This window comes from Gilliamella sp. (assembly GCF_024104075.1).
Taxonomy (GTDB): Bacteria; Pseudomonadota; Gammaproteobacteria; order Enterobacterales; family Orbaceae; genus Gilliamella; species Gilliamella bombi.
In genome coordinates, this window is the sequence record NZ_JAGGHR010000018.1 from 1 (window position 1) to 22588 (window position 22588).

General features: G+C 37.2%; 33 protein-coding genes. 5 read left to right on the top strand and 28 right to left on the bottom strand.

Features of this window, described 5'->3' with window-relative positions:
* The 21 genes from J6569_RS06890 to J6569_RS06990 form a co-directional block, all read right to left on the bottom strand.
* Window positions 1-2035 (bottom strand): tape measure protein (locus J6569_RS06890; protein ID WP_296318098.1); only part of this gene is annotated, 2035 nt, incomplete at its 3' end.
* A gap of 59 nt (window positions 2036-2094) precedes the next feature.
* Window positions 2095-2679: a DUF6246 family protein gene (locus J6569_RS06895; RefSeq protein ID WP_296318099.1), complete on the bottom strand. Its 585-nt coding sequence runs from the start codon at window positions 2677-2679 to the stop codon at window positions 2095-2097.
* Window positions 2680-3168: a phage tail tube protein gene (locus J6569_RS06900; RefSeq protein WP_296318100.1), complete on the bottom strand. Its 489-nt coding sequence runs from the start codon at window positions 3166-3168 to the stop codon at window positions 2680-2682.
* An 11-nt stretch (window positions 3169-3179) separates the two neighbouring features.
* Window positions 3180-3563: a hypothetical protein gene (locus J6569_RS06905; RefSeq protein WP_296318101.1), complete on the bottom strand. Its 384-nt coding sequence runs from the start codon at window positions 3561-3563 to the stop codon at window positions 3180-3182.
* The gene (locus J6569_RS06910; RefSeq protein ID WP_296318102.1) at window positions 3560-3937 is read right to left on the bottom strand and encodes a hypothetical protein; all 378 of its coding nucleotides are present in this window, start codon (window positions 3935-3937) and stop codon (window positions 3560-3562) included. The genes J6569_RS06905 and J6569_RS06910 overlap by 4 nt, the downstream gene beginning before the upstream one ends.
* A 23-nt stretch (window positions 3938-3960) precedes the next feature.
* Window positions 3961-4314 (bottom strand): hypothetical protein, encoded by a 354-nt coding sequence (locus tag J6569_RS06915; protein WP_296318103.1) that lies wholly within the window; start codon window positions 4312-4314, stop codon window positions 3961-3963.
* Window positions 4307-4690, bottom strand: a complete 384-nt coding sequence (locus tag J6569_RS06920; RefSeq protein WP_296318104.1) for a hypothetical protein — start codon at window positions 4688-4690, stop codon at window positions 4307-4309. The genes J6569_RS06915 and J6569_RS06920 overlap by 8 nt, the downstream gene beginning before the upstream one ends.
* 2 nt (window positions 4691-4692) lie before the next feature.
* Window positions 4693-4872: a hypothetical protein gene (locus J6569_RS06925; RefSeq protein WP_296318105.1), complete on the bottom strand. Its 180-nt coding sequence runs from the start codon at window positions 4870-4872 to the stop codon at window positions 4693-4695.
* A gap of 3 nt (window positions 4873-4875) precedes the next feature.
* Window positions 4876-5946: a major capsid protein gene (locus J6569_RS06930; protein ID WP_296318106.1), complete on the bottom strand. Its 1071-nt coding sequence runs from the start codon at window positions 5944-5946 to the stop codon at window positions 4876-4878.
* 9 nt (window positions 5947-5955) lie between these two features.
* Window positions 5956-6384 (bottom strand): hypothetical protein, encoded by a 429-nt coding sequence (locus J6569_RS06935; protein WP_296318107.1) that lies wholly within the window; start codon window positions 6382-6384, stop codon window positions 5956-5958.
* Window positions 6384-7382: a DUF2213 domain-containing protein gene (locus J6569_RS06940; protein WP_296318108.1), complete on the bottom strand. Its 999-nt coding sequence runs from the start codon at window positions 7380-7382 to the stop codon at window positions 6384-6386. The genes J6569_RS06935 and J6569_RS06940 overlap by 1 nt, the downstream gene beginning before the upstream one ends.
* 231 nt (window positions 7383-7613) lie before the next feature.
* Window positions 7614-7787, bottom strand: a complete 174-nt coding sequence (locus tag J6569_RS06945; protein ID WP_167349246.1) for a hypothetical protein — start codon at window positions 7785-7787, stop codon at window positions 7614-7616.
* Window positions 7784-9430, bottom strand: a complete 1647-nt coding sequence (locus tag J6569_RS06950; RefSeq protein ID WP_296318109.1) for a phage minor head protein — start codon at window positions 9428-9430, stop codon at window positions 7784-7786. The genes J6569_RS06945 and J6569_RS06950 overlap by 4 nt, the downstream gene beginning before the upstream one ends.
* Complete coding sequence (locus tag J6569_RS06955; RefSeq protein ID WP_296318110.1) at window positions 9372-10820, bottom strand: phage portal protein; 1449 nt, start codon at window positions 10818-10820, stop codon at window positions 9372-9374. The genes J6569_RS06950 and J6569_RS06955 overlap by 59 nt, the downstream gene beginning before the upstream one ends.
* Window positions 10821-10822: 2 nt before the next feature.
* Window positions 10823-12316: a hypothetical protein gene (locus J6569_RS06960; protein WP_296318111.1), complete on the bottom strand. Its 1494-nt coding sequence runs from the start codon at window positions 12314-12316 to the stop codon at window positions 10823-10825.
* The gene (locus tag J6569_RS06965) at window positions 12316-12918 is read right to left on the bottom strand and encodes a hypothetical protein (protein ID WP_366941247.1); all 603 of its coding nucleotides are present in this window, start codon (window positions 12916-12918) and stop codon (window positions 12316-12318) included. Before J6569_RS06965 ends, J6569_RS06960 begins: the two co-directional genes overlap by 1 nt.
* A gap of 9 nt (window positions 12919-12927) precedes the next feature.
* Entirely contained in the window at window positions 12928-13434 is a 507-nt protein-coding gene (locus J6569_RS06970) for a Rha family transcriptional regulator (RefSeq protein WP_296318113.1), read from the bottom strand.
* 235 nt (window positions 13435-13669) lie between these two features.
* Window positions 13670-14035 carry a hypothetical protein gene (locus tag J6569_RS06975; protein WP_296318114.1) on the bottom strand — a complete coding sequence of 122 codons (366 nt, stop codon included), beginning with the start codon at window positions 14033-14035 and terminating at the stop codon, window positions 13670-13672.
* Window positions 14036-14326: 291 nt separating this feature from the next.
* A complete protein-coding gene (locus J6569_RS06980) occupies window positions 14327-14683 on the bottom strand; it encodes a hypothetical protein (RefSeq protein ID WP_296318115.1) in 357 nt (118 codons plus the stop codon).
* 225 nt (window positions 14684-14908) lie between these two features.
* Window positions 14909-15442 (bottom strand): lysozyme, encoded by a 534-nt coding sequence (locus J6569_RS06985; protein WP_296318116.1) that lies wholly within the window; start codon window positions 15440-15442, stop codon window positions 14909-14911.
* Window positions 15402-15626: a phage holin family protein gene (locus J6569_RS06990; RefSeq protein ID WP_091123748.1), complete on the bottom strand. Its 225-nt coding sequence runs from the start codon at window positions 15624-15626 to the stop codon at window positions 15402-15404. The genes J6569_RS06985 and J6569_RS06990 overlap by 41 nt, the downstream gene beginning before the upstream one ends.
* A gap of 501 nt (window positions 15627-16127) precedes the next feature.
* On the opposite strand from J6569_RS06990, the gene J6569_RS06995 reads away from it, so the two are divergent.
* Window positions 16128-16316, top strand: coding sequence for a ribbon-helix-helix protein, CopG family (locus tag J6569_RS06995; RefSeq protein ID WP_160413105.1), 189 nt, complete (start codon window positions 16128-16130; stop codon window positions 16314-16316).
* A 17-nt stretch (window positions 16317-16333) separates the two neighbouring features.
* Here J6569_RS06995 and J6569_RS07000 read toward each other — a convergent pair whose 3' ends face one another.
* From J6569_RS07000 to J6569_RS07030, 7 genes are all read right to left on the bottom strand, one after another.
* The gene (locus J6569_RS07000; protein ID WP_296318117.1) at window positions 16334-17167 is read right to left on the bottom strand and encodes an endonuclease; all 834 of its coding nucleotides are present in this window, start codon (window positions 17165-17167) and stop codon (window positions 16334-16336) included.
* 147 nt (window positions 17168-17314) lie between these two features.
* A complete protein-coding gene (locus J6569_RS07005; RefSeq protein ID WP_296318118.1) occupies window positions 17315-17815 on the bottom strand; it encodes a hypothetical protein in 501 nt (166 codons plus the stop codon).
* A 9-nt stretch (window positions 17816-17824) separates the two neighbouring features.
* Complete coding sequence (locus J6569_RS07010; RefSeq protein WP_065575894.1) at window positions 17825-18169, bottom strand: DUF1064 domain-containing protein; 345 nt, start codon at window positions 18167-18169, stop codon at window positions 17825-17827.
* The gene (locus J6569_RS07015) at window positions 18166-18486 is read right to left on the bottom strand and encodes a nuclease domain-containing protein (RefSeq protein WP_296318119.1); all 321 of its coding nucleotides are present in this window, start codon (window positions 18484-18486) and stop codon (window positions 18166-18168) included. Before J6569_RS07015 ends, J6569_RS07010 begins: the two co-directional genes overlap by 4 nt.
* A gap of 323 nt (window positions 18487-18809) precedes the next feature.
* On the bottom strand, window positions 18810-19466 hold the full coding sequence (locus tag J6569_RS07020) for a hypothetical protein (protein ID WP_296318120.1): 657 nt from the start codon (window positions 19464-19466) through the stop codon (window positions 18810-18812).
* Window positions 19467-19468: 2 nt separating this feature from the next.
* Window positions 19469-20224, bottom strand: coding sequence for a hypothetical protein (locus J6569_RS07025; protein ID WP_065610566.1), 756 nt, complete (start codon window positions 20222-20224; stop codon window positions 19469-19471).
* A complete protein-coding gene (locus J6569_RS07030) occupies window positions 20211-20450 on the bottom strand; it encodes a helix-turn-helix domain-containing protein (RefSeq protein WP_034910089.1) in 240 nt (79 codons plus the stop codon). The genes J6569_RS07025 and J6569_RS07030 overlap by 14 nt, the downstream gene beginning before the upstream one ends.
* A 128-nt stretch (window positions 20451-20578) precedes the next feature.
* On the opposite strand from J6569_RS07030, the gene J6569_RS07035 reads away from it, so the two are divergent.
* From J6569_RS07035 to J6569_RS07050, 4 genes are all read left to right on the top strand, one after another.
* A complete protein-coding gene (locus J6569_RS07035) occupies window positions 20579-21277 on the top strand; it encodes a helix-turn-helix transcriptional regulator (RefSeq protein ID WP_296318121.1) in 699 nt (232 codons plus the stop codon).
* Between the two features lie 106 nt (window positions 21278-21383).
* Window positions 21384-21629 carry a hypothetical protein gene (locus tag J6569_RS07040; RefSeq protein WP_034910092.1) on the top strand — a complete coding sequence of 82 codons (246 nt, stop codon included), beginning with the start codon at window positions 21384-21386 and terminating at the stop codon, window positions 21627-21629.
* Window positions 21616-21819, top strand: coding sequence for a membrane protein insertion efficiency factor YidD (yidD, locus tag J6569_RS07045; RefSeq protein ID WP_080702292.1), 204 nt, complete (start codon window positions 21616-21618; stop codon window positions 21817-21819). The genes J6569_RS07040 and yidD overlap by 14 nt, the downstream gene beginning before the upstream one ends.
* A 150-nt stretch (window positions 21820-21969) precedes the next feature.
* Window positions 21970-22587, top strand: a complete 618-nt coding sequence (locus J6569_RS07050) for a hypothetical protein (RefSeq protein ID WP_296318122.1) — start codon at window positions 21970-21972, stop codon at window positions 22585-22587.
* Window position 22588 lies beyond the last annotated feature (1 nt).

Genomic DNA, 22588 nt, shown 5'->3' on the forward strand with positions numbered 1-22588 from the left:
CTTTTGCTTCAAGTTTAGCAACTTCCAATTTATCACTAAGCTCTTTGACTTCTTCGGCGTATGATTTTGTTGTGCCTGTACCTTTCTTTTTACTAGCGTTTAGCTTTTCGTTTTCGTCATAAATTTTACCAAGAGTATCAAATAATGGTTGTAGCACTTTTCGAACTTCTTCAGATACTTCTGACCATTTTTTTGTTTTATCGATTAACCCCAAAATTGTTGTTTTGTACTGCTCGCCAGCATCACCAAGCTCATTTAACGCATTTTCATAGATATAAGCTTCTCTTTTCGCTCCTTTGGTTTTCATTTGAACTATTTCGAGTTGCGTAGAAAGCGATTTGACTTTATCGTCAACTTTGTTTTTGCCGAGTTTTTCTAACGCTTTAGCAAAGCCGTCAACTCCTGTAGCAGCTTGTTCTGCTCCTGCGCTTGTGTTTATTAACAACGTATTGATATAGCTAATTATTTTTGATGCATTTTCTTTTTTCTGAATTAATGTATCTAAAGATGCGTTTAGTTTTACAATTTTTTTCCGATTTTCCTCGATTATTTGTATAGAACCGCCAAGCTCAGCTTCCTGCGCAATAATTTCTTGATTAAGTCTTTTAATTTCACTTTTAACACTATCAATCTGATCTTCAATATTTTCTAAGTTATCGCAATAATCTTGCTGCTTATCTAGCAACTGATTTAACGTTAAACTCTTTAATGAATCGCTCATTGAATCAACAGAATCTGAAAAATCCAATGCTTTTTGTCGAGCTTCAGAGGCTTTATTCGACCACATTGTCAATGCACCTGCCGCGAGAAACAACATACCAGCAGGACCACCCAGTAAAGCCATAGCTGAACGCAAACCTTTTGCGGCAAAAGATGTTGCTTTCATTGCTACATCAAGTCTTGCTTGCGCTGCTGTCTGCTGATTTGTAGCAGCAGTCAAGGCGTCAGTGTTAGCTTTTAACTGTTTTCTAATTGCGTTTCTAGTTTTTTCTGTTTGTGCAAGTTTTAGCTGTGCAGATAATGATTGTTGTACAGCTCTTAAATGAACAACCTCCGCTTGTGCTTGCTGTAGCGCTGCTTGTGCTGCCGCTTTTTCAGCTTGAGCAAGTTTTATATCATTAATCACTTTCTCAGCACTCTGCTTAGTCGCATTAGCTAATGATGTGATATATTTACCTGCATAAATAGCGGCAAGCGCACCAACACCGGTCATCAATATATCGACATGCTGAGACATTAGAATCAACGAATCAACTAAAACTTTGGTTGCGCCCGTTGAGTTATTAAGCTCGCCAAGGTACTTTTTAAGATTGTTGGTAACACGGTTAATACCATCGGTTACTGTGTTGCGCATGTTATCAGCAAGCGCAGCAGTTTCTTCTTGTGCGGCTATCATTGCATCAGTAAAGTCTGACATAGATAACTTGCCATCAGAAGCCATTTGTCTAACTTCTGCCTCAGTTTTCTTTAACTGCTTTCCGAGGGTTTTAAGTACGCTAGGCATTGCATTAAAAACAGACATCGCATCAATACCGGCTAGCTTGCCTTTCATTTGTGCTTTGGTGAGGGCGTTTATGGCTGATTCTGCGCTTAACGCGTTAGTTTTATTAATTGTCATCAAGTTAGATAACGTATCGATGTAAGACAATGTACTCTGAGTACTATATCCTAGCTCGCCCATCGAATTTGAAAGGCGAATATATAACTCTGATGATTCTTCAATTGTACGACCGTTTCGATCAGAAGTTGCCAAAAGTTGGTCTAAAATGTCTTTAGTTTGTGATGCCGTAGCACCTGTATTTTGTATACGATCCTCTAGCTCATTCCAACTTTGAGCATATGCAATGATTTGGCTAGAAACTAAAGCAGCAGATATAGCCTTGGCAATCTGTGTTATCTTGCTCATTGACGCGGCTGTCCGATCGAACCCCTCCTGTGCTCTTTTATTAAAACTAGACACTTGCTTATCTGCCGTTAATAAATCACCAGTTTTCGCCTCTATTGTGTAATATATACTTCCTGCTTCAAATGACATAAAAACCTCTTATAGAAATCTAAACGCGAAAGCCACCAAAAGCGGCTTGACAGTTATTATTAGCTGATTAATCCGACAACAGAATCCGCATAAGACATGGCAGAATCGTAATCATCTTGTGAGATGATATCTTTATCGTTAGCTGGGAACTTTGCTTCCATCGCCTCTTGAAATGCTGTCATTGACATATTCCACGCGTCAAGCTCTCTCATCCCCAAATGGGCCACGGCTAGATAAACAAATTTTTTGGCATGAAATTCATTACTATAGTCTGCATCTTCGCTAGTTTTTTTAGGCGGAACATCACCTATTAAGCCGTGTTTTAATAAATGCTGAGCTAGTATAATTCTGTCCTGAATGGGTATAACCCCATCGATTTCCGCTAAATTGTTTTCATCACCCTTCAAATACCCAGTAATAACAGAACAGTCCGCTTCACAACATGCATTTAGAACCTTATCTGCGGTATCAATAATTAATTGCTCCGAATCGATATGTTCAGCACCAAAAAGAATAGCGAAAGACTCTACTATCTCTTTGGAATTGCCTATTTTTGTCATATTCAAAAATGACGGAATAAAAATAAAAGCCTCATTATTGACATAAATAACAAATTCCCCAACTTCTGTTATTACTGGTTTCATTTACGCCTTCCTTGATCCTACTTCTGGGATAACGGTTCTTGTTACATTACCTGCACTTGTGCCCTCAATTGACCATGTGCAAACATCATCATACGGGTATTCTTCGGTTAATGATGACAACAAATAACATCCCTCGATCACCCTGTTAATAGTTGGATTGACAATTTTAATCCAAGCGTACGGTTGTCCATCGGTGTCCTGAGACGGGCTTTCGATGTGATCTAATAAAGCGCTTTGAGTCTGGATGTCATCACCTCTAGAAATACCGTCAAATGACACCGTCTTTTCCTTGGTTGTAACCATTGATTCAGTTGTACCATCTTCGGATGTATCGGCTGTAACATCAATTGTGTTCCAGTTGACACCACGTGATTTACCCCGAATCATGCCAAGTCGTTTATAATCCGTATCATTTGGTTTTTTGTCTGGATTACCAATTGAATAATAAACACCGACCTTTCGACCAGTTCCTGCATTACTTTTAGCCATAAATGTACCTCTTATCTTGATATAATCATTTGAGCGGTAAATTCGAAAATAAACCGCCCCTCTTCTGTATTTGCTTGGGTTATTCCTCCGACTGGACTCATTGAAATAACATTGTTGGATTCAAAATCATCTAGCATAAACTGCCTGATTTCATCTGCTTTATCGTTAACCGCTACGATATTCGAATCATTGATCGCTGAAATAATTACAATCCTGAAATAATCTCGCGTTATCGCCTCACTAGCATTACCGCCACCAGCAGGGACAATCACAATATATCTATTGGATTTTGTGTTTTTTACTTCAACCCACTTCCGAAATTGTAAAATGTAATCATCAAGTAAATTATGTGAATTCAGCCAGCTTTTTATTGAGTTATATGTATCAGAAATCATATTTTGTAACTCTCCCTAATAACCTGCTGTATGACATCCTTACCGTCCCGTTCAAACCCTTTTTTGATAAAATCAGGCTCAGCATTAGGAGACCAGTAATTACCCTTTGATTTTTTACCCGTTCTCGGTTTCCCTCTTAATTTTGCTTTAGCGCTATTAACGAAAGCAGCATAATTAGCCGTATAACCAACTCGACCAACCCAACCTTTTGAGATTGGTTTTAGCTCTCTATACTGCGAGTTAATAAGATTGGACGTGTCGATTGGAGTAAGTGGAGCAACAAAAGACATACCAACAATCATAACTTGCTGGATAATCCTTTGAGTTCTGATGTTGGCAATTTCATTAGTTATTCTGTGAATATTTCTATTCACCTTTGAAACGCCTTTAACTGCCATTATGTAACCACCTCGTAATCAGGGATTTCACCGAAAGCGCTCATATCATATTCAAGCACAAACTCTACTTTTTCAGCGTTTGAGGCTTCTAACGATAACGAAGTTTTATCACCTTTTGCTATGAAGTCGCCCTGTTTAATTCGGTTATCTTCGGTGTAAAAAGTTGTTTTTCTTACCCTTTCAACACCTAGAGAATCAATGTAAGCACCCAGTGCGTTTGGTACTTCATCTTTCCATGTGCATTTCACCAAATAAGGTTGACCGTAAGTATCAACATTGTTTTCTCCGTCGTATCCCATGTGAGGATATACTGTTGCAACATTTGTATAGCTCCAATTCGCGGTATTACTCATCCCTACCTCCAACAACTAAAAAAAATGGTTTTTTTGAGCAAGAAATACCTAGACAATCAGTACATCCGTGAACATCAAGATTTTTTAGTAATGAGTACATAGATTTAAAGCCCACATCATCATATTTAAATGACCTTGACGCACCGCTTGGTGCTGATTGTGATGCGATTTTTCTTGCTCCTTGCATTTGAGCCAGTAAACAAGCTGAGTAAATCAGTATCAAAAGTTGGTCGGCTTCTGAATAACCATGAGTAACCAAGCAATCACTGATTGAATTCACCTTGTTAAGGATTGCGTTAATAACAATGCTCGGTACAGAATAACCAAGCTCTGATAACATTTGATTAACGTCTTCTGCGGTTACCTGTACTGACATGATTATTTACCCTTTTTCTTTTTGTCTGCTTCAACTTCAACAGATTGCTGCTCTAACACAATTACACGCCCCATAAAAGCAGTAGGAATGTCTGTAGCATGGAATTCATACCCAATAGGTAGTTCAGTTACCGCGCCATCAATGCGGCCGAAACAGCCGCGTTTAGTTACCCGTAATTTCATCAATTACCCCCGAGCGTTAAAGACTTTGCTTTTACCGTTAAAGTCACGTTTGATTTGCAAGCCAAATGCCGACCAAACCAATGTTTGATAGTTGTCATGCGGGTTGATTCGTTGCTTCATAAACGAGCCAATCGGCGCAGCAATACGGGTTTTAATGTACTGAGCATTGCGAACGTAACCAATGAAGTGGTTGCCTTTTAACTCAAATGTTTTAGTGAATGAACCAATGTGCGCTGAGTAACGTAAAATATAGTCTTTTACTGTCCCCTCTTTAAATCCATTTGAATTAGAGTACGGAAGATTTAGACGGCGCTCAATTTCGGGAGAGATAAAGACTTTTAATTGTTCTGACACTAAATTAGCATCAAGAATAACAACAAGGTCTTTTGTGAAGAAATTAATAATATCGTCGTTACTTGTGGCTGTTGATGTTAAGTCAATATTCAAACCAGATGCACTTAAATCTACTTGATTGGTGTGCGGATGATTAGTAATACCCTTACCCTCAAAGTTTTGTACTTTGATTTTTTCATCACCTGTTAAAATGTATTGCGCCATATCTTGGCGTAATGCTGCCACTGCCGCTTCTTGGTCATCTGACATTGCGTCGATGTTTTCCGTTTGTAAACCTAACCATTCACGCCATTCACGAGCATAACCTGTTTTAAAGATTGGTACAGGGTCGCCGTAATGGTCATAAACAACCTTATCTAGCGTTTCTGGCTCTTGCCCTGACATTGAACGATTAACATATCCTGCATCGCTTGAAACACGGTATAGCGCAGCTGTTTTACCAATGGAGATAGGCGTACCTAACGATAACAAATCATCAAGTAATGGTGCGCCCTCGTCATCACGGATAACACGGGTGGTCACGTTATCTACTTCACGCCAGTAATCGTGGGTTAAGATTGCGGCTTGATTAACTTCAATAGCATTGCCGTGTGTTGCGCTCATTTGGTTTTGAGCATTGTTAAAGATTTGACGGCTTGCTTTTAACTGATTCCAAGCCTGTGCCACTTGGGCAGAGTTGGTAATTAATTTTTTATTAAAAATAATCTTTTCGTTCTTCATTATTGCTCCTTAAGCTTTACGAACTCGAACTTGTTCAGCGGTTGCGCCAACGGTATAGGTTTCAAATGCATAGAACAGCACCGCATCAGTACCGCTTGTTTTTTTTAGTGTTCCGTCACCGTTAGATGCTAATTTGTCACCAACTGTTAACGCTTCACCTGCTTTTACTAAAACATGGTAAGTAACATCATCCTCACAAATAATGGCGATACCTGATGTGTCATTCGGTACATTGTCACGGATATCATGACCACCTAGATAATCATTTGTGATGACTAAAGCTTGGGTTTGCTCACCTGCTGCTGAGTGTTTCATTAACTTATTGTTAACCACAGCAACCAAAGAGCATGGCGCAATCGCTTCACCTGTTTTTAAGTCAATTGTTTGTGGGTCGTTTTTGCGTGCAGGACCACCAATCACTGTTTTAAATCGAATCATTACTCTGGAGCCTCCATGTTTAATAGTGAATTATCTGAATTATTAGCAAAACCGCCGCTAATAGGTGCTGTTTTAACGCACTGTGCGTATAAGGCATCTAACGGCTCACCAGATAGCGCATTGACTGCGGTTTGTGTCATGTTGAACTTGTTTTTTACTGCTTCTCGCTTAACTGAGAGTTCTTTTTCTGTGTTTGCATTTACTGCTAATTCAAGACTTGTAACCTTGTTCATCAATGCTTTAGCCCATGCTGGTGCATCTTCGGCATTAGTTGCATTTTTCTTCTCCTGTTCAGCTTTTTTCTTTTCTTCTTCCTCAGAAGTTTTCTTTTTTCCAATTGCTTCTTTGGTTGTTTGCTCGTTATAGGCTTTTAACAGTTGCTCATCTGATAAGCCGTCAGTCTTAATACCTGCAGCATTTAGAGCTAGTAAGATTTTTTCTTTCATTAAGTCTTCTTCCTCTTTTTGATTAAATTTAAATACGCTTAAAACCTCTTTAATGGTTTTACTAATTACATTGCTTATTGAATCTTCTGAACACTCAATAAGACTTACATTTTCAATTGGCGATTTTTCACCGTTGGAGTTAACAAAAATGCCCACTCCGTCATCTGGCGTGGCAGCACCTTGTTTATCGGGTAGTATTGCGACATGATCGAACTTCATATTTCGAGCTATTGACTTATACCGTTTGCCTTTTGATGTGCCTGATTGATTATCGGGCGTGTAAGTTAGCCCCGTTGATACATGAATTGGTGTAGTGTTTTTCCCGCTCATCATGTCATCAAGCCGATTCACAAGCATTCGACCTTTCTCGGTACTTTCAGCAAATTTCCTATCGATATACGCATCCATGAGTACCCTATCGTTAGATTTGCGAACATTTCTACCCCAAGCACCGATATAGAAGTTATTGATAGCCTGAGGATTTAATGCGGAAACGTGCTCGTTATTTATTCGTGGATGGTCAAGTGGCATTAAATTATCATTCAATGTCATGTACGATTTGTTAATTTCATCTGCCGGGTAGAAAATTCCATTCATGACAATATCATCCACGATAGGGACCACATCATTAATAACAATGTGCTCTTTACCGTCGATGATTTGTGTTGATATTTTGGATTTACTATTAACGACAGATAAAACATTTACACTTTTAAGTGTCATGCTTTACCTCGTGTGGATTTTAGATGTAAAAAAACCGCCGAAGCGGTTTGGGTGATTCGGTTATGAATGCCTGATAACGAAAAGCGCTTCCGCTAAACAGCCTAGTTGATATCTTCCGTAACTAGTGCTTGCCTGCTCAATTAAACGCTTTAATTGCTCCTCGGCGTCATCTGGAAGTGGTTCCATATTAATGAGTTCAGAGGCAATATCTACTAATGATTCATCGTCTTTCACTTTAACCCCTTATCTAATGACTCAAAAAACTTAAATAATTCTGGATATAAACGTTTTTTTGCTTCAAATGGATTTTCAATATACAACGAAAACGACTCGGCAACAAACTCCATTTTATTATATTGAGCGTACTTACTAATTGCATGCGCCCAACCGCGATCCCACGCTTTCCAGATGATGTCGTCAATTTCTTCTCGATAATGATAATGCAATGCATGTCCCATCTCGTGAGCATAAATACCTCTTGGTGTGGATACAGCACTCCACGGCATATAATCCATTTCGTGAATTATTTTAGCTAATTGCTCATTCTTACCTTTGATGGCTATCAGCATAGAACTTCGCTTATACCCTTTCGTTTTGCTGTGTAAATCAGATTCTAGCAATGCTTTTTTATCAACACTATCTGATGTAATAAGAAGCGCTTTAGCTTCGTGTGAGTATGCGGCTAGCATTTCTTTAGGAGGCTCTCTATATTTATAGACATCCCCTGTTATCGAGCCTGTGTATCTAAATTGAGGTAAATCAAATCGTTTCTGTATTTCTGATACCAACTGTAAGCACGGCGCCAATTCTTTAGTATCAATATCCTGTGGTAGGTTTGAGGTTTCAGTAATGTGTTTTCTTGCCCACTCATTAGCCTCTTCGACAGAATTTAAACTTTGTTGTTTCGGTCTGTTTTGCTCACGCCAGTCATCAGATTCTTTTAATAATCTATCAATACTAGCTTGATTATATGGCTCACCTTTTTCATTAAGCAGTACCGTTACTTGAGCGCAATAACAATTAAATCGGTTGCCATTCTCTTCATACCAATCAGCCACTTGCTCAACAGTATAAACCTTACCGTGCCTATCGACATGTGTTGACCTAGAATTAGGCTTTAAAGCAGACATATGTAATAAGCCTGTTTTTAACCCTAACTCTTCTTGCGTTCGTTTAGTTTCATCCCACGTTGCTTGACGAAGAGCGCCTACTTGTTCAGTCTGCGCTATGGCTTTAGCTCTGCTATATGAAACATCAATACGCTTACTGATAATATCGGCTGTTTCTCGTGGGTTAATCCCTCGGGCTACAGCGCTACTTAAAACCGTACCTAAATCACTTTTTAGATTATCCGCAAGCCCTTTCCAGTCGTTGAATGTTGCTGTATATGCAAGCCCGATTCGGCGAATATAAGCATCACTAAATAACAATGATTCCAGTGATGTAGCTTGTGAATAGAGTGTTGATTGAGTAGATAGATTATGAAAAGTGCGATTAGTCCCCATTTGATACATATCAGCAACAAACTTACCTGCCCAAAACTTCTCAATACCGCCATCAATTAAGTTTTCATCAACAATTTCTTGAATGCGAGTTAACACCCTAGCAAGTTGATTGCCGTCAACAGTGTAATTAACACTGGCATTAACGACATAGAGTGTATTATCAACGAATATCGCTGTTTTAATCGGCTCTTTAGCATAGTAGCCTAAGCTTAATTCGATATGCTCAATAATTGATTGTTTGATTGTTTTGTAGCGTTTTTGTATTTCGCTACGCATTTGGAGAATTTGTTTGTTGGTGAGTGTAGGGTTGTTTTTACTTTTCGGTAGTATCGGATTCTTTGGAATCGGCTTTATTATCTTCGGTCTTTTCAATATCGATATCCTCTAAATCAGGATCGGGCTCATAACCACCAACTTCTCGTATTTCATTTGGTGTAAACACAGGAATGCCTATAGATTGTTGCGCTTTGACGTTCACGTCTGACATTTTGAGCATTAATTCGATTTTTTCAGCTTGGCTCGGTGCTAACAAGTCGGACCATTTAAGAGTGAGCGTACCGTTAACTAGTGGCTGAATAACTTTTAGCGTAATAAGCTGATTAACAAACTCTTTGATTAATGTGCTCAAAAAACCATTACGTCGAGACATTCCTCGTTTTGCGTAATCTGTCTTATCTTCATCTGATGCTAACCGCCCCGTTTGTTGGCCAAAAATAATGGTAAATGGTATTCTAGCGGAGGCAGCAAAGCTATTTGCGGATACTGACCATCCAGCGCTAGGGTCAGCGGGAGCAACCGATAGAATATTAGCTGTCGCACCTGCTGTAATTAACGCGCTATCAGTGCCAGAATTTAACAATGCTATTTGTCGATTTAATGCATCAGCAGGCTTTTCAAAGCCTCGCTTTCTTAACTCTTTCTCCAGCTCCTCCATGTCAGTATCAATGTCATAATTCAGATGAACTTGCCTACTAGCATTTTTTAGGAAGCCCTCTGCGCTACCGCCTGAGTATTTCATCATGTCGATTAAATCGTTATAGCCAACCTCAAGCTGTGATTCGCCATCATCCATTGAATTAATAACGGATGTTTCATTGAGTATGATCACCCTGTCTGGATGTATTCTGCGAGAGATATTGGGCTTACCTGACTTGTCACCTACCGCTATTTCATTAAATTGGTACATTGTGACTTGGCCATAGTTTTCGTCGGCTTCGTCATTATTCCATTCGCAAGCCGTTAACTGAGCTTCCCAAGCAGGGATTAGCTTAACAATGGCATCTTTTGGTTCAAGTCGGTTCAATACGACCGTATCAACTGGCTCTTCCCATTTTTTACCGTCTCGTAATTGAATAATGAGTCCTGAATATCTACCGACAATTCCACGCTTGTCCGCTTCGGTGATAGCTGACCACAATTTATCGTTAAATAAATCAGTAACTATTTGCTCCCACGTTGTTAGCTTTGAATCTTGCTCTCGGATGTCGCCATCAATAAATTTAGGGTAATCTAGCCAACAAATATCACTTAATCGTTCAACAAAGCCACGGGCTGCACTGTTTCGCTTATATAGTTTATAGAAATCTGAGAAAGTGAGATTTTCTGGATAACCAAACTCGCGATCGATAAATGCCCTTTTGGTGTTATTAACCAATCCTTGTGATGCATACGCTAACCGTTGTCGGCTTATATCCTGATTGCTATTAATTGCGGTTTGAGCAGCGTTTAATAACTGCTTGTCTGTTAAATTCGAATAACCCATTGTTACCTCATAAATAATCCTGCTGAGCGTTTGCGTTTATTTCGATTAGCCACAGCAAAATATCTAAACGCATCCGCGCCGTGCGATGTGTGATCATGTAGCGGTTTATCTCGCCAACAGCCGTTTTTATCATCCCATGCTTTTCGATAGGCTTCTAAATAAGCAATACCTTGTTCGCACCTGCTAGAATCAAATGCGCAAAGAGGAAGAATTTCACGAACTGATTCGATGCCATCATCAACACTTAGCCTTGGTGCTACATTAAATTTAATGCTGTATTTCTCACCGTCAATTTCATAGCCTTCTTTTGCTATCTGTTTACGGCTCTTACCATCACCCGATAATTCACGATTATCAATATCGTGCGGTGCCCAGTGCTCGGCATATTCATAGCCAAGATTTTGTGATTTGTCTTTTAGGACCTTCATGTAGTGCCTGAGACCCTCGCCACTATTTTCGTAGTAGTCGATGATGTGAAATTCTTCACCCACTTTGCGCACAAACCAAATAGCGGTTGAGTCACCAATACCTAAGTCCCAATAGGTATAAACTGGTAAATGACTATTATCAGGTAGTACGGTAATGCGTTTTTCTTTGTATAGCTCTCTGAATTGCCTTGCATAGTAAGCACCCTCGATTGATTGCTCAAAGGCTTCACTTGGAATGGATGGATACTCACGCTTCATATCATCACCAAGTGTTTTCTCTTTTGCGTGATACCAAGCTTTTTGCTGTTCGGTCAATGTAATGCCATGCTTAGCTTTTATCTCGCTAAAATATTCTTCCAACCTAGATGGTAATTGCTCAACTGGGGGGATTGCGTATAACGGATTTTTCCACCATGAAAAAAAGAAGAATTTCCAATCAAGTGATGATAACGGCTTGCCTTGAATATGCGCTTTTTCTGCGGTATTACAGTAATCATAAAAATAACCGCTTTTACCCTCTGCGGTGCTTTCTATTGTAATGAAACACCCGGTAGCAACAGCTTCAAAAGCACCGGTGATAATTTCTTTAGCTTTATCTGGGAACTTTGCACAAATTTTACCGAACTCAGAAACATGCAGATAACGGAGCGTGCCTCCACGGAATGAAGTTGATACATAAAGCGAGCCACCTTTTTTAAATACCAACTCACCTGCGGCATCATTACTAGCAGGATTCGCTTGCTTTATTTCTTCTGGCAACCTGTCATACGCATATTTTACTTTTTCTCTAAATAATCGTTTAGCATCATTTAGAGTATGAGCAATCAACGCACACTTGGCTGATTCAAATAATGCCGCGTCTAGCTGAATAATGCACACCTCGGTAGTAAATCCTAATTGACGAGCCTTTAGGATGATATTTCGAGTGTGCATACCTTTGAAGTATTCAAGCTGCTCAGGTGTCATTGTGAAACGAATTTGTTTACCTGTTTTATCTGTGATTCGGTAGAGATTATTTAAACGCCAAAGCTTATTGCTGAGTTTTCTTAAATGTTCAGGGGATAACATTACCCCTCCCTCGATAATTTATCCATTAAGTCAGATAGCTGATTAATCGAGTTGTCCTTTGGTATGTCATCTATGTTGTAAGCTTGTCGCTCTAAAGTGATTAAGTTTTTAAGTGTTTCACTTAATGCTTTCATTGATTTCACTCTTTCTGGCATTGATATGACGGACATATAAACTTCATTGAGTTTGTCCCTACCGTTTTGGTCTGGATTTGCTAATAACTCACCAAGTTTTTTGAATGCCTCTATATCTGCACATTCAGCGCCAAGCTCTTCAAATAAGGCGTTGGTAATATTACGAGCTTTACGAATATCGCCTCGGTGTTCCATGCGAATATTGGCTATTACTTCGGCGTTAGCTTCAATTAATACCCTTTCTGATAATGAGTTTTCCGTGCGTACCTTTGTGCGTACCTCTTTAGTGCGTACCAATTCATCAGATTTATTTTTAATCTTTTCTGATAAGTCTCTGGACCAATTTTCTTTTTTTGCCCTTTTCCTGATAGCTCCGTCGGTTATCCCGTTTTTGCTTGCTATCTCTCTTATGGACAACAAACCAGCCCTGTAGGCTGATTCGATAGCCTCCCAGTCTGGCTTTATCATAATCTTTCCTTAAATCAATAATTGAATTTGTGATTGTTCTTGTAGTTTTTGCATCCTATTTGTTAACTCTGGCTTTTTCTCTTTACCCCAGCGTCTTAATAAGCGACCTGACATACTAGCTACATCTTTTTCTTTCATGTACTCAAGCATTAAGTCGTTATGTTGTTTCATGTAGCTATGTTGCATTTTAGTAAGTTGTTCAGACATCCAATTAAATGCGTCGATGTAAGCCTCTTTAATTTGCGCAGCTTTCTCTCCAGTAAACCCCATAATTAAAAATATGCAGCCATCTTTGGTAAGGTTGTACATTTCCCTAGCCTCGCCTTTTTCATCAATATAATTAACGGGCACAAAATTGCGCTCGTTAAACTTCTTCGAGCAATTTAGATTTCTAATTGCCCTTAATATTGTTTTATGCTTTCTTCCAAAATATTTGGCAACTTTTAAAGATGTGGTCATCACTTGATTACCTTGTAAAGTAACCATGTTTTCAAATTTGAATTGAGTTATAGTCATATTATGTCTCTCTATAGAATGAGCCTAAGTCACACAGAATAAACAGCCCCAAGAGTTCAGACATTAGCTGTCATTCTCTTAGGCTCATTCTGTAAAGCTCTTGGTTAATATTTGCCGTGTGATGGCATTATGATTGATTGAAAATTGAATTGGGTTTGTGGTGTTTCAAACATTTTAGATATAAAAAAACCGCACGAGGCGGTTTAGCAAATTTTATATTAGCAACATTAAAATGCTATGAGCTAAAAGATAGCATATTGAGAAAAGCTGTTGCAGAAAAGGTTAAACTTAAAAGAGCCATGCTGAAAAGTATGCATAAAAGAAAACCACAAAGCTCTCTAAAATGTTCTCTCACGCTTTTGATAAAACCTTTAAAGTTTAATTTCTTTTCTTTTATTGCGTATAAACAATAGCTAGAACGGATTATATAAAATGCAATTAAAACGTATATTAATATAGCTAAAACGTATAATTTTTTATTATCCAGAATTTCCGACAACGAAATGAATAAAGCTAATATAAAAGATAAATTAAATAATTTATTAAAAATATTAATAACATTTTCAGCTAAATTAAATAAAAAATTATTTTCTTGTTTCATTTTTTCCTCTCATAGTTTTAATTAATAGAGGAAGATTATACTTTATTTTTTAATATCAATAATATGTTTTTGCAATTTACTAATTACATTAATTTGATTAAATATGCAGTTATTTTTTATAACCGCCCAGGGTTTTTTATACTTTATGCGGTAAAAGTGAATAATTATTTATTAATTTCCCTTATCGCCCTTTTATCCGCATTGCACTTTTCAATAACATTTAGCAAATGCTCGTTATATCTGAGACTATCGCCGAACGTCATCGATTTGGGTGGTAAATTCGGTAAACAGTCATTTAATAGATTTGCTGGTATCGGTCGATTGACGTAAACTTTTCGCTCGGTTGTACAGGCTACTAGAAATAGACACAGGCACAAACTGATTAGCACAGTCATTATTCTTGAGTTGCTCATTGATTCGCTCCTGACGTTCTAGTGATTGGTTTTCTAGCTCGCGTTTGCTTTGCTCATTATCTGCTATGATTTGATTGTTTTTAGCAATGTTCTGCTCTAACCGTTCGATTTTTCCGAACAGTTCAGCTTTATCTTTTTTGAGCTGCTTTTTCTCTTGATAATTGTTGTATGCAAAATAACTAATTAAAACAAGAATCACCAAAAGCGATGCGTTCAGCTTGGACATATTAGACATAGAGCTAACCCCAGATTAACCAACCAATAAATAACCCCGAACCAAACACAAACAAACCAAGACATATGAGAAACAAAATAATAGCTCTATATAAATCATCGAACTTACTCATTTTTATATTCATACTTACCTCTTTTTACTTTAGACAATTTGAACATGACGAATCACTCAACAATAACGATACAAATAAAAACCAACCCCAGCCATTCACATCATTAACAGCCATTATTGAAGCGATGATGAAGCATAAGATAGACATAACGCTTTCTCCTTTTCTCGTCTGATTACTAAGCCATTCAAAACTTTACCGCCTGCTTTATTCCACCTTGGGAACTCATTACAAGCCGCTTTATAATCGCCATTGTTCAGATGTTTATACATTGTTGAAGTACGCATCTTTGTGCACCCAACGTTAAATGTAATCGAAGTAACAGCATCAAAAACATGCTGTGGTATATGAAAACCATTAGCGTAACGATTAACACACATTTCTGCTTTTTTGATATCATCTACCCAACGCTGAGCTATTTCCTCGTCTGCGTAGACTTTTTGTTGAATGTTACCCGTTGAACCAATACCAACCGTTAATACATTAGCAGGACAATAATACGGCTCCCGTACGCATGATTCAGCGTTGCCGATTATTTCAAGCCCTGCTTTGCTCGTTCTGATTTCGTCTGAGTAATTAGCAATAACAATACCAATGATTACCGAAACACTACAAATCGCACTCGTCGCTATTTTTGTTGTGTTTTTCATAGTATTGTTCTCTCAAATTCTTTTTATGATAAAAATCTCGGCGTTTATACAACCAGTTAATGATAAATGTCGCTATTGATAAAATAATACCGACAATAATGGCAATATCATTTAAGCTAAGCGCACCTAAAAGCGTGCATAAAACACCCCAGAAATAAGATATCGGTGATGAGTATCTTTCCATAATTAATTCTTCTTGTTAGTTAATGATGTGACAGCGTACTAGCTAAATGTTAGTTATATGTGTGTCTAGCTTTGCTGTCGATTCTGTAGAAATAAATAGACCTAAACATGATTACAGAGGTTTAGGCACGGTCACGACTCGACGACATCAATGTCGCCGACATGCATGAAATTTGGACATGAAAAAACCGCAATTAAGCGGCTTCATTTAATAATTCTATTCGGTAATAAATATATAAAAAAACAATATTTTTTGATAAATAGTGTTGACTTTTACTGTAGGATACCTTACAATAATAACCATCAAGTAAGGGACTTGATAAGGTAAACCCCCGACCTAAGACGAGGGCTTAAGGAGAAGTAAAATGAAGTTCAAAATACTCATTTTAATTCTGCTACTTTTGATTAGCTCGCCAGCATTCTAAAGTAGTTCAAAGGAGAGGGAAACCTCTCCGATGACCTTAAATATATCAACTATTATTTAATAAATCAAGGTGGTTATATGGCATTAACAAGAGCCGAAATTAACGAACGAAGCAATGAAAAACGAGGCATTAAAAATAAAGCCTTTAAATTAAATATAGACGATATCGCAATGATTAAACAAACGGCTTTAGACTTAAATATATCAGAAGCCAAACTTGTAGTAGAAGCAATTAAATTCTACAGAGAAAACAAAAAAGCCTCTTAATTGAGGCTTATATGTAACTATTTACACTGTTGAGTAATGAATTTATTATCATTACCCTGAATTTTTTCTATTAGCTTGTTGCGCTCGCATTCCCATTTTTCAGGCGGAAGCATTTTATCCCACGCCGCCATCAATTTTTCTTCTTGATTAGATAAATTAATTTTGTATTTATCAGACATATATAGATATGTGCGTGCTATCACCCCTCGAATTTCATCGCGCGGCTGAAATTTTCTTTCTTTGAAATCTACAGCAGTTTTACATTGCCCATATTGATTAAATTCTTTAGTGAATTGCGAATAGCGATAATTAGACCTGTCACCGTTTACTTCACCGATAGCGGGCTGTAGATTGTGCATATCCCCCTCCATCAAGTTGAACGTAACATCTTTTTTACACGCTTTACGCCCACCGTCTCGCCAACATTGTAGATGACGACCGAAGTTTTCGGCTGGCATGACATGCTCCCACTCAATGCGTTCAGCCCTAGCCTGATTTTTTCTTGACTTATAACCGCATTTACTGAAATCAACAATACCTTTTTTATTGTTAAAACTGAATTCACATCCGCAATAAAATTCGGTTTGCGCGGGATTTGATTTGTATAGCTTAGTAAGCTGAGTTTTTGCATTGTCAAAATTTTGCTTACTAATTGCAACCTGCTCGGCTGTCGGCACTGATTTTGACTTTTTCGGCTTAGATGTCGGTGCTACTGAGTACGTTCCAATTCGACATGTTTTAGACGCTGATATGCAAGAATTACCGCATGGTATGCCTTTTCTGCAATTCTTAGCATTTGAAATCGACGGGAATAATAAAAATAAAACCAAAATTAAAGCTATTTTTTTCATAATTTAATATTACCTGCGTTTAAAAATCACGCAGTTTAATATAAAAAATTACAAAATGAAAATAAAAAAGCCCGCAATTGCGAGCTTTATATATAAAAATCCTATCATGGTTAATTTAGTACAGTTTCTGTCCCACGTCAACACTTTTTAATAAAAGATATCATTTCTTTTCGACAATTTAGCAACAATAAAACTTTCAAAAGATTTTAGTCTTCTATCAACTGAATTTTTAGACATATCTTTCATGTGTGCGATATCTCTTAATGTTAGTCTTTCACTCCAATCTGTGCCCTCAGCAACAATATCAACACCTCGATAATACAGTTCGGCCAGCTCTTGCTTCTCTCTCATTGCTGCATCTTTTGAGTTTTTCGCCTCTTTCATGCATTCATCAATAAATTCTAGCTCGTTTTCTATATAAACAAGGTTATGTTTAGGGTATAATTCTGAAAACATAGCGCTAACATTTTTATAGCCACATCTGCTAGAATATGCATTGCATGCACCCCACATTTTTAACAAATCAATAGCTTTGGCTAGTAAATTGTTCTCATTAGCTTTCTCAATAAATAAATTTTTACTATTGAGATAATTTTCAAATTGCTTAACATCTGGCTCATCATCAACGTATACATATTCTGCTAGCATTTGTTATCCTTAAAACTCTTCAATTTCCCAACCGCCACCTAGTTTTTTCGCTTTCTTTTTTATCGCTAAAAACTTAAACGGATACATATCGGCAGCCACTTTTATTTTTACTCTTGCATCATCCATCCAAAAACCCTTTACTTCGTGTAATTCAATTAATCCATCTTTATTCATCACTACGAAATCAGGCGTGTATGTTGTGTTATTTGCTAATTTGAATTTTAAGCCCTCGAATTTAAACCAAATTATTTCGTTAGCTTGTTCAAGTGTTTTTAGATACTGATAGTATTCAGTTTCAGTTTTATTCATTTGCCCAGATTTCAATCTACCGAGCGCAAAAGTTGCTGGTCTCATAATTTAATCTTCCCCTCTTTGATTAGCATGTCCTGAGTTCTAATTATTCCCTCAGCGTGAGCTAATCTAACAAAATCATGCTCAAATACTCGTGTTCTGCGGTCGATTTCATCATGACAAGCTGAGCACGCCCATGCGCCCTGCAAATCATTCGGTTTCATACCTACGCCACACGTTCCCGCTAATCGATACTGCTTAAATTTTTTGTCAAATAAATCAAGAATTGATGAACTTGCACCTGATCCAACTAATCCGCACAGTAAAGTAAAATTTAAAGTTAAAGCTATAAAAATCATTACAGCAAAAAAATAATCCATATTTATGCCACCTTTACACAAGAATAATTATCAACTGTCGCGCCTTTGTATATCTTCTTGATGTCTGATTCAGTTATCTTGTTAACACGAAACATGGTAATGTTTACTTGCTCCTGAAGCCCTACTTGTACTGTTGCTGTTATTTTGTAAGCCATTTCTGTATCAACTCCCTCAATTTTGCCTTATCTTCTTCTGAATATTTTTTAACTCGTTCTGCTAATTGCTGTTTAATCTTTGCCGTATTTGCTCCTGGTTCTCGTATCGCTCTCACATAGTCGTATGCTATTTTGTCGAGCATGTGATTAATACCGAGTGGGCAGTGGTTAACTCTCCGCAACACAAGCTCTACCCGTTTTTAACATTTGCTTAATGCTAGCAATATGCATCATGCTTTTACTTGATGCTCCCTGCTCAGTTTTGCATTCCAACATTGCAAACGTATTCTCTGGTTTTGGTAGATAATGATTAGCTCGCTCTTGTGTTAATAGCCCAGTAAAAACAGCATGGTTTATAGCATCAGCACGCTTTGCTTTATCGCTACCAGGCGAAACAAACACTTCAACGGTACGCCCGTACATCATCGATTCATCAACCATTCGCTCATATGCATCAATAAACGTTCGTCTTGCTCCAATTTTGTCGCCATTTCGGTAGACAATTTCAGCTTGTGCCCACGCTTTTGCTATTTCATTAGTCCAAACAACCGTATTGGTTTCATCGCTAGCAAGTATTGCAATCGACCACGCTTCATCTGGTGATAAATGATTACTTGAACCACCCATTAGCTTGATTAAATCCGCAGGCTTAGGCATAAATTGACTTTTAAGCACCCAAGCATGTGCAGCGGCTTTTAACGATTGAATCGGATATTGCCCAAGTGTTGACCAGTAAATATTAACCTTGACTGTGCTTGCTTGCTGTCCGTAAACCTCAAGTAATCCACCAATAACCGCTAAAAATTCATCTGTAATCTTTGCCATGGTTAAGCCCTCATACTCTCTAAAACTGCCCTGTTACGCTCGGCAAGGGTCATGAATTTAGATGGTGGTTTATTTGATTTTTTATAACCGTTAGCATTGCGTAACCAGTTGTTAAAAGCCGCATTCCAATCAATATATTTTTTGCCATTCGCCAAGCAGTAATCCCTGAATTTAACAAACTCATTATCCAAATTGATGTTTTCATTCATCGCTATATCTCGATGATGATCGTTCGGTTTAAATTCATCAGGAAACTGACAAGGTCGCTTTGGCTGTTGCGATTTATTCGCAATAATATTTGTAGTATTCTCTGTAGTAGTCTTTGTAGTATTCTCTTGATATAACGAACTTGATTTTGTAGTCGTCTCGACATCTACATTGTAGAGATCGGGGTAACTACTTTTCATTTGTCGTGATGATTGAGTTATAGAGTTGGCGAAATCGCTTAAAACTTGATTAACTTTTTCATTATCAATCTTGTAAAAAGTCTTATGCTCTAACCTCTTTTCTGTAACAATTAACACGCCTTTTTCTTTTAGTTTTTTGATAGCCGTTCTTTGTTCGTTATGAGATAAACCAGTTTCATCTTCAAGCTCATCACGTGTTTTATACACACCTAAATCAGACGTAGCCTTGTCTTGCCAATAAAATAATTGTGAGAATAAAACAGCAGGACTCACACCACCCAGTGGCTTAGCTAGCTTAGGATAATAGGCATTCGGACGCCCTATTAGTTTTAATATTTCAACTGCGTTCATTGCTTACCCTCTTTCTTGGGAAAAGTTCTGGTAAATCAGGTCTAATATCGCAAGCTGCAACTTCCCCATTGGTTGCTTTTACTATTAAATGAACATGTTCAGGACTAACATCAGACAATCCGTGCAGCCACTTCCATACTGATGTCTGAGTTTTCCCACACGCATCAGCTAATTTTTTCTGGCTTCCCGTAATTAAAATAGCTTTCTCAATTGCTTTATTTTTCATACAAACTCTCTTTTAACAACTTATGTTGTGAATATTATCTTTTGTTTTTGCTTGTGTCAACAACTTAAGATGTTTTACTTTATACAACTTTGGTTGTATTTTATTTAAATGAAAAAGGAGCTTAAAAAATGACATTAGCAGATCGACTAACCTCAATAATGAAAGAAAAGAAGATTTCTCAAGCGAAATTGGGAGAGGCTATTGGTATGTCTCAAACCACAATATGGAAATTAATGACAGGCAAAACAAAATCAAATAGAAATCTATTGAAGATCGCTGATTATTTAGGTGTTTCGGTTGAATGGTTAGCTAAAGGAGAAGGTCCTCAGCTTAAACAGCAACGAGACGGAACGCCGATGGATGAATTATCAACAAGAGACGTAGACGAATGGGATGATAAAACCCCATTAAATGATGATGAAGTTGAAGTTCCATATTTCAAATCAATTGAACTTGCAGCAGGACATGGTTGTTCAAGCACGGAAGATCACAACGGATATAAGCTCAGATTTAGCAAATCTTTTTTTAGAAGAAAAAACGCACAAAAAGAATTTGTCATTTGTTTTCCAGCTAAAGGAAACAGCATGGAGCCAGTTATTCCAAATGGTGCAACGGTCGCTGTAAACACACTACAAAAAGATATTCGTGATGGCGATGTTTATGCAATATGCCAAGACGGATTGTGTCGGCTAAAAAGATTGTATTTATTACCAGCAGGAAAAATAAGAATTGTTTCTTACAACTCTGAAGAATTTCCTGATGAAATCGATGATGCAAAAAATATACAAATAATCGGGCGAGTATTTCATTGTTCGTTTGAAATGTAATCAATGCTATTAAGAAAACACGGCTAACCGCTTAGAGGTTATTCTAGTGAATAAAACAGATAACCATGATTAGATATATATTAAATAATAATTCAAGGAGAAAACAATGCGTTATATTTATGAAACAGTTCAAATTCCACCAAATATTAATGTCGGAAAAAAGGATAAAGGCAATGAAGCTGGAGCTTATTTGCGTGAAATAATAAATAACAAAGCCAACGATAATTGGGAATTTGTAAGCGTTGAAAGCGTTGGAGTAAGAACATCCCCAGGGTGTCTTGCATCTCTTTTAGGAAAGAAAGAAGAATATTCTATTTATTATGTGATTATCTTTAGACGTGAAGTGGCTTAGTTTTAAATTAATATATCTATATAGAGCGATAGCCCCCAATCGCATTCGCTCTGCATGTAGATTTGAGCCATCTTGCTCAGAATATGCCTTATTAGCAATAGAAAAATATGGCGTATTTAAAGGATGGAAAATGACACTAGGTAGATTAATGAGATGTAAACCACCAAATGGCGGTAAAGATTATCCGTAACAACCGCTTCGGCGATTTTTTGAAAATAAAAAATAGATAACCTGAACAGTTTAATTTTCTAATCATGATAGGAAATTATGTTGTAGCGTTTTTGGTAACTGCTGTTTGTAATTAATAATAATGTAAATTATCCAGGATAATAAATTGCCAATGAAAAACGAAAATAAAAATAAAATGTATTATGATTATACAAGCGATTCTCATAAGATAATGGTAGAAAAATTATATCTTATTAATTCTGCTGTAACAGCCCAGAAATATATTAATAATATTCATTCAATTTTTGACTCAATTAGTAAAAAATTAACCGTCCCATTTAGACACATATACACTGTAGGTTCAGCCCATATGGGATTTAGTATAAAGGATAATCATCCGTTTAATAAAGGGGTTTCTGATTTAGACGTTGCAATTGTTGATCAACATTTATTCAATAAATATATGATTGCTATATTAGAAGAAACTAATTATTACAAAAAACAGCAGGGGTTTAAAATTCGTCATGAAATCATAGATGGCGAAAAGAAAGAATATAGTGACTTCAAATCCTACAAAGAAAATCTAGCCAAAGGAATCATTCATCCCAGATATTTTCCAATTGGAGAGACAAAAGAAAGTTGGGATAAATTTTTTTATGAGATTACATTCAAACATACCGACATCTTTCAAAAGATAACCGCATGTATATTTTTATCTGAAGAATGCTTTAGATTGAAACAAGAATATAATATTAAATATTTTAAATCCCAACAACCTCGAGGAAATTAAT

What these genes read in the sequence shown, in the direction of transcription:
- J6569_RS06975 (WP_296318114.1), bottom strand. Translation starts at nt 14,035, where the DNA reads ATGAAACAAGAAAATAATTTTTTATTTAATTTAGCTGAAAATGTTATT.
- J6569_RS06920 (WP_296318104.1), bottom strand. Translation starts at nt 4,690, where the DNA reads ATGTCAGTACAGGTAACCGCAGAAGACGTTAATCAAATGTTATCAGAG.
- J6569_RS06895 (WP_296318099.1), bottom strand. Translation starts at nt 2,679, where the DNA reads ATGAAACCAGTAATAACAGAAGTTGGGGAATTTGTTATTTATGTCAAT.
- J6569_RS06970 (WP_296318113.1), bottom strand. Translation starts at nt 13,434, where the DNA reads ATGACTATAACTCAATTCAAATTTGAAAACATGGTTACTTTACAAGGT.
- J6569_RS06930 (WP_296318106.1), bottom strand. Translation starts at nt 5,946, where the DNA reads ATGAAGAACGAAAAGATTATTTTTAATAAAAAATTAATTACCAACTCT.
- J6569_RS07015 (WP_296318119.1), bottom strand. Translation starts at nt 18,486, where the DNA reads ATGGATTATTTTTTTGCTGTAATGATTTTTATAGCTTTAACTTTAAAT.
- J6569_RS06960 (WP_296318111.1), bottom strand. Translation starts at nt 12,316, where the DNA reads ATGTTATCCCCTGAACATTTAAGAAAACTCAGCAATAAGCTTTGGCGT.
- J6569_RS07050 (WP_296318122.1), top strand. Translation starts at nt 21,970, where the DNA reads ATGAAAAACGAAAATAAAAATAAAATGTATTATGATTATACAAGCGAT.
- J6569_RS06905 (WP_296318101.1), bottom strand. Translation starts at nt 3,563, where the DNA reads ATGATTTCTGATACATATAACTCAATAAAAAGCTGGCTGAATTCACAT.
- J6569_RS06995 (WP_160413105.1), top strand. Translation starts at nt 16,128, where the DNA reads ATGGCATTAACAAGAGCCGAAATTAACGAACGAAGCAATGAAAAACGA.
- J6569_RS07020 (WP_296318120.1), bottom strand. Translation starts at nt 19,466, where the DNA reads ATGGCAAAGATTACAGATGAATTTTTAGCGGTTATTGGTGGATTACTT.
- J6569_RS06955 (WP_296318110.1), bottom strand. Translation starts at nt 10,820, where the DNA reads ATGGGTTATTCGAATTTAACAGACAAGCAGTTATTAAACGCTGCTCAA.
- J6569_RS06915 (WP_296318103.1), bottom strand. Translation starts at nt 4,314, where the DNA reads ATGAGTAATACCGCGAATTGGAGCTATACAAATGTTGCAACAGTATAT.
- J6569_RS07010 (WP_065575894.1), bottom strand. Translation starts at nt 18,169, where the DNA reads ATGAGACCAGCAACTTTTGCGCTCGGTAGATTGAAATCTGGGCAAATG.
- J6569_RS07030 (WP_034910089.1), bottom strand. Translation starts at nt 20,450, where the DNA reads ATGAAAAATAAAGCAATTGAGAAAGCTATTTTAATTACGGGAAGCCAG.
- J6569_RS06940 (WP_296318108.1), bottom strand. Translation starts at nt 7,382, where the DNA reads ATGACATTGAATGATAATTTAATGCCACTTGACCATCCACGAATAAAT.
- J6569_RS06965 (WP_366941247.1), bottom strand. Translation starts at nt 12,918, where the DNA reads ATGATAAAGCCAGACTGGGAGGCTATCGAATCAGCCTACAGGGCTGGT.
- J6569_RS06925 (WP_296318105.1), bottom strand. Translation starts at nt 4,872, where the DNA reads ATGAAATTACGGGTAACTAAACGCGGCTGTTTCGGCCGCATTGATGGC.
- J6569_RS07000 (WP_296318117.1), bottom strand. Translation starts at nt 17,167, where the DNA reads ATGAAAAAAATAGCTTTAATTTTGGTTTTATTTTTATTATTCCCGTCG.
- J6569_RS06985 (WP_296318116.1), bottom strand. Translation starts at nt 15,442, where the DNA reads ATGAAAAACACAACAAAAATAGCGACGAGTGCGATTTGTAGTGTTTCG.
- J6569_RS07035 (WP_296318121.1), top strand. Translation starts at nt 20,579, where the DNA reads ATGACATTAGCAGATCGACTAACCTCAATAATGAAAGAAAAGAAGATT.
- J6569_RS06980 (WP_296318115.1), bottom strand. Translation starts at nt 14,683, where the DNA reads ATGTCTAATATGTCCAAGCTGAACGCATCGCTTTTGGTGATTCTTGTT.
- J6569_RS06900 (WP_296318100.1), bottom strand. Translation starts at nt 3,168, where the DNA reads ATGGCTAAAAGTAATGCAGGAACTGGTCGAAAGGTCGGTGTTTATTAT.
- J6569_RS07005 (WP_296318118.1), bottom strand. Translation starts at nt 17,815, where the DNA reads ATGCTAGCAGAATATGTATACGTTGATGATGAGCCAGATGTTAAGCAA.
- J6569_RS07025 (WP_065610566.1), bottom strand. Translation starts at nt 20,224, where the DNA reads ATGAACGCAGTTGAAATATTAAAACTAATAGGGCGTCCGAATGCCTAT.
- J6569_RS07040 (WP_034910092.1), top strand. Translation starts at nt 21,384, where the DNA reads ATGCGTTATATTTATGAAACAGTTCAAATTCCACCAAATATTAATGTC.
- J6569_RS06990 (WP_091123748.1), bottom strand. Translation starts at nt 15,626, where the DNA reads ATGGAAAGATACTCATCACCGATATCTTATTTCTGGGGTGTTTTATGC.
- J6569_RS06935 (WP_296318107.1), bottom strand. Translation starts at nt 6,384, where the DNA reads ATGATTCGATTTAAAACAGTGATTGGTGGTCCTGCACGCAAAAACGAC.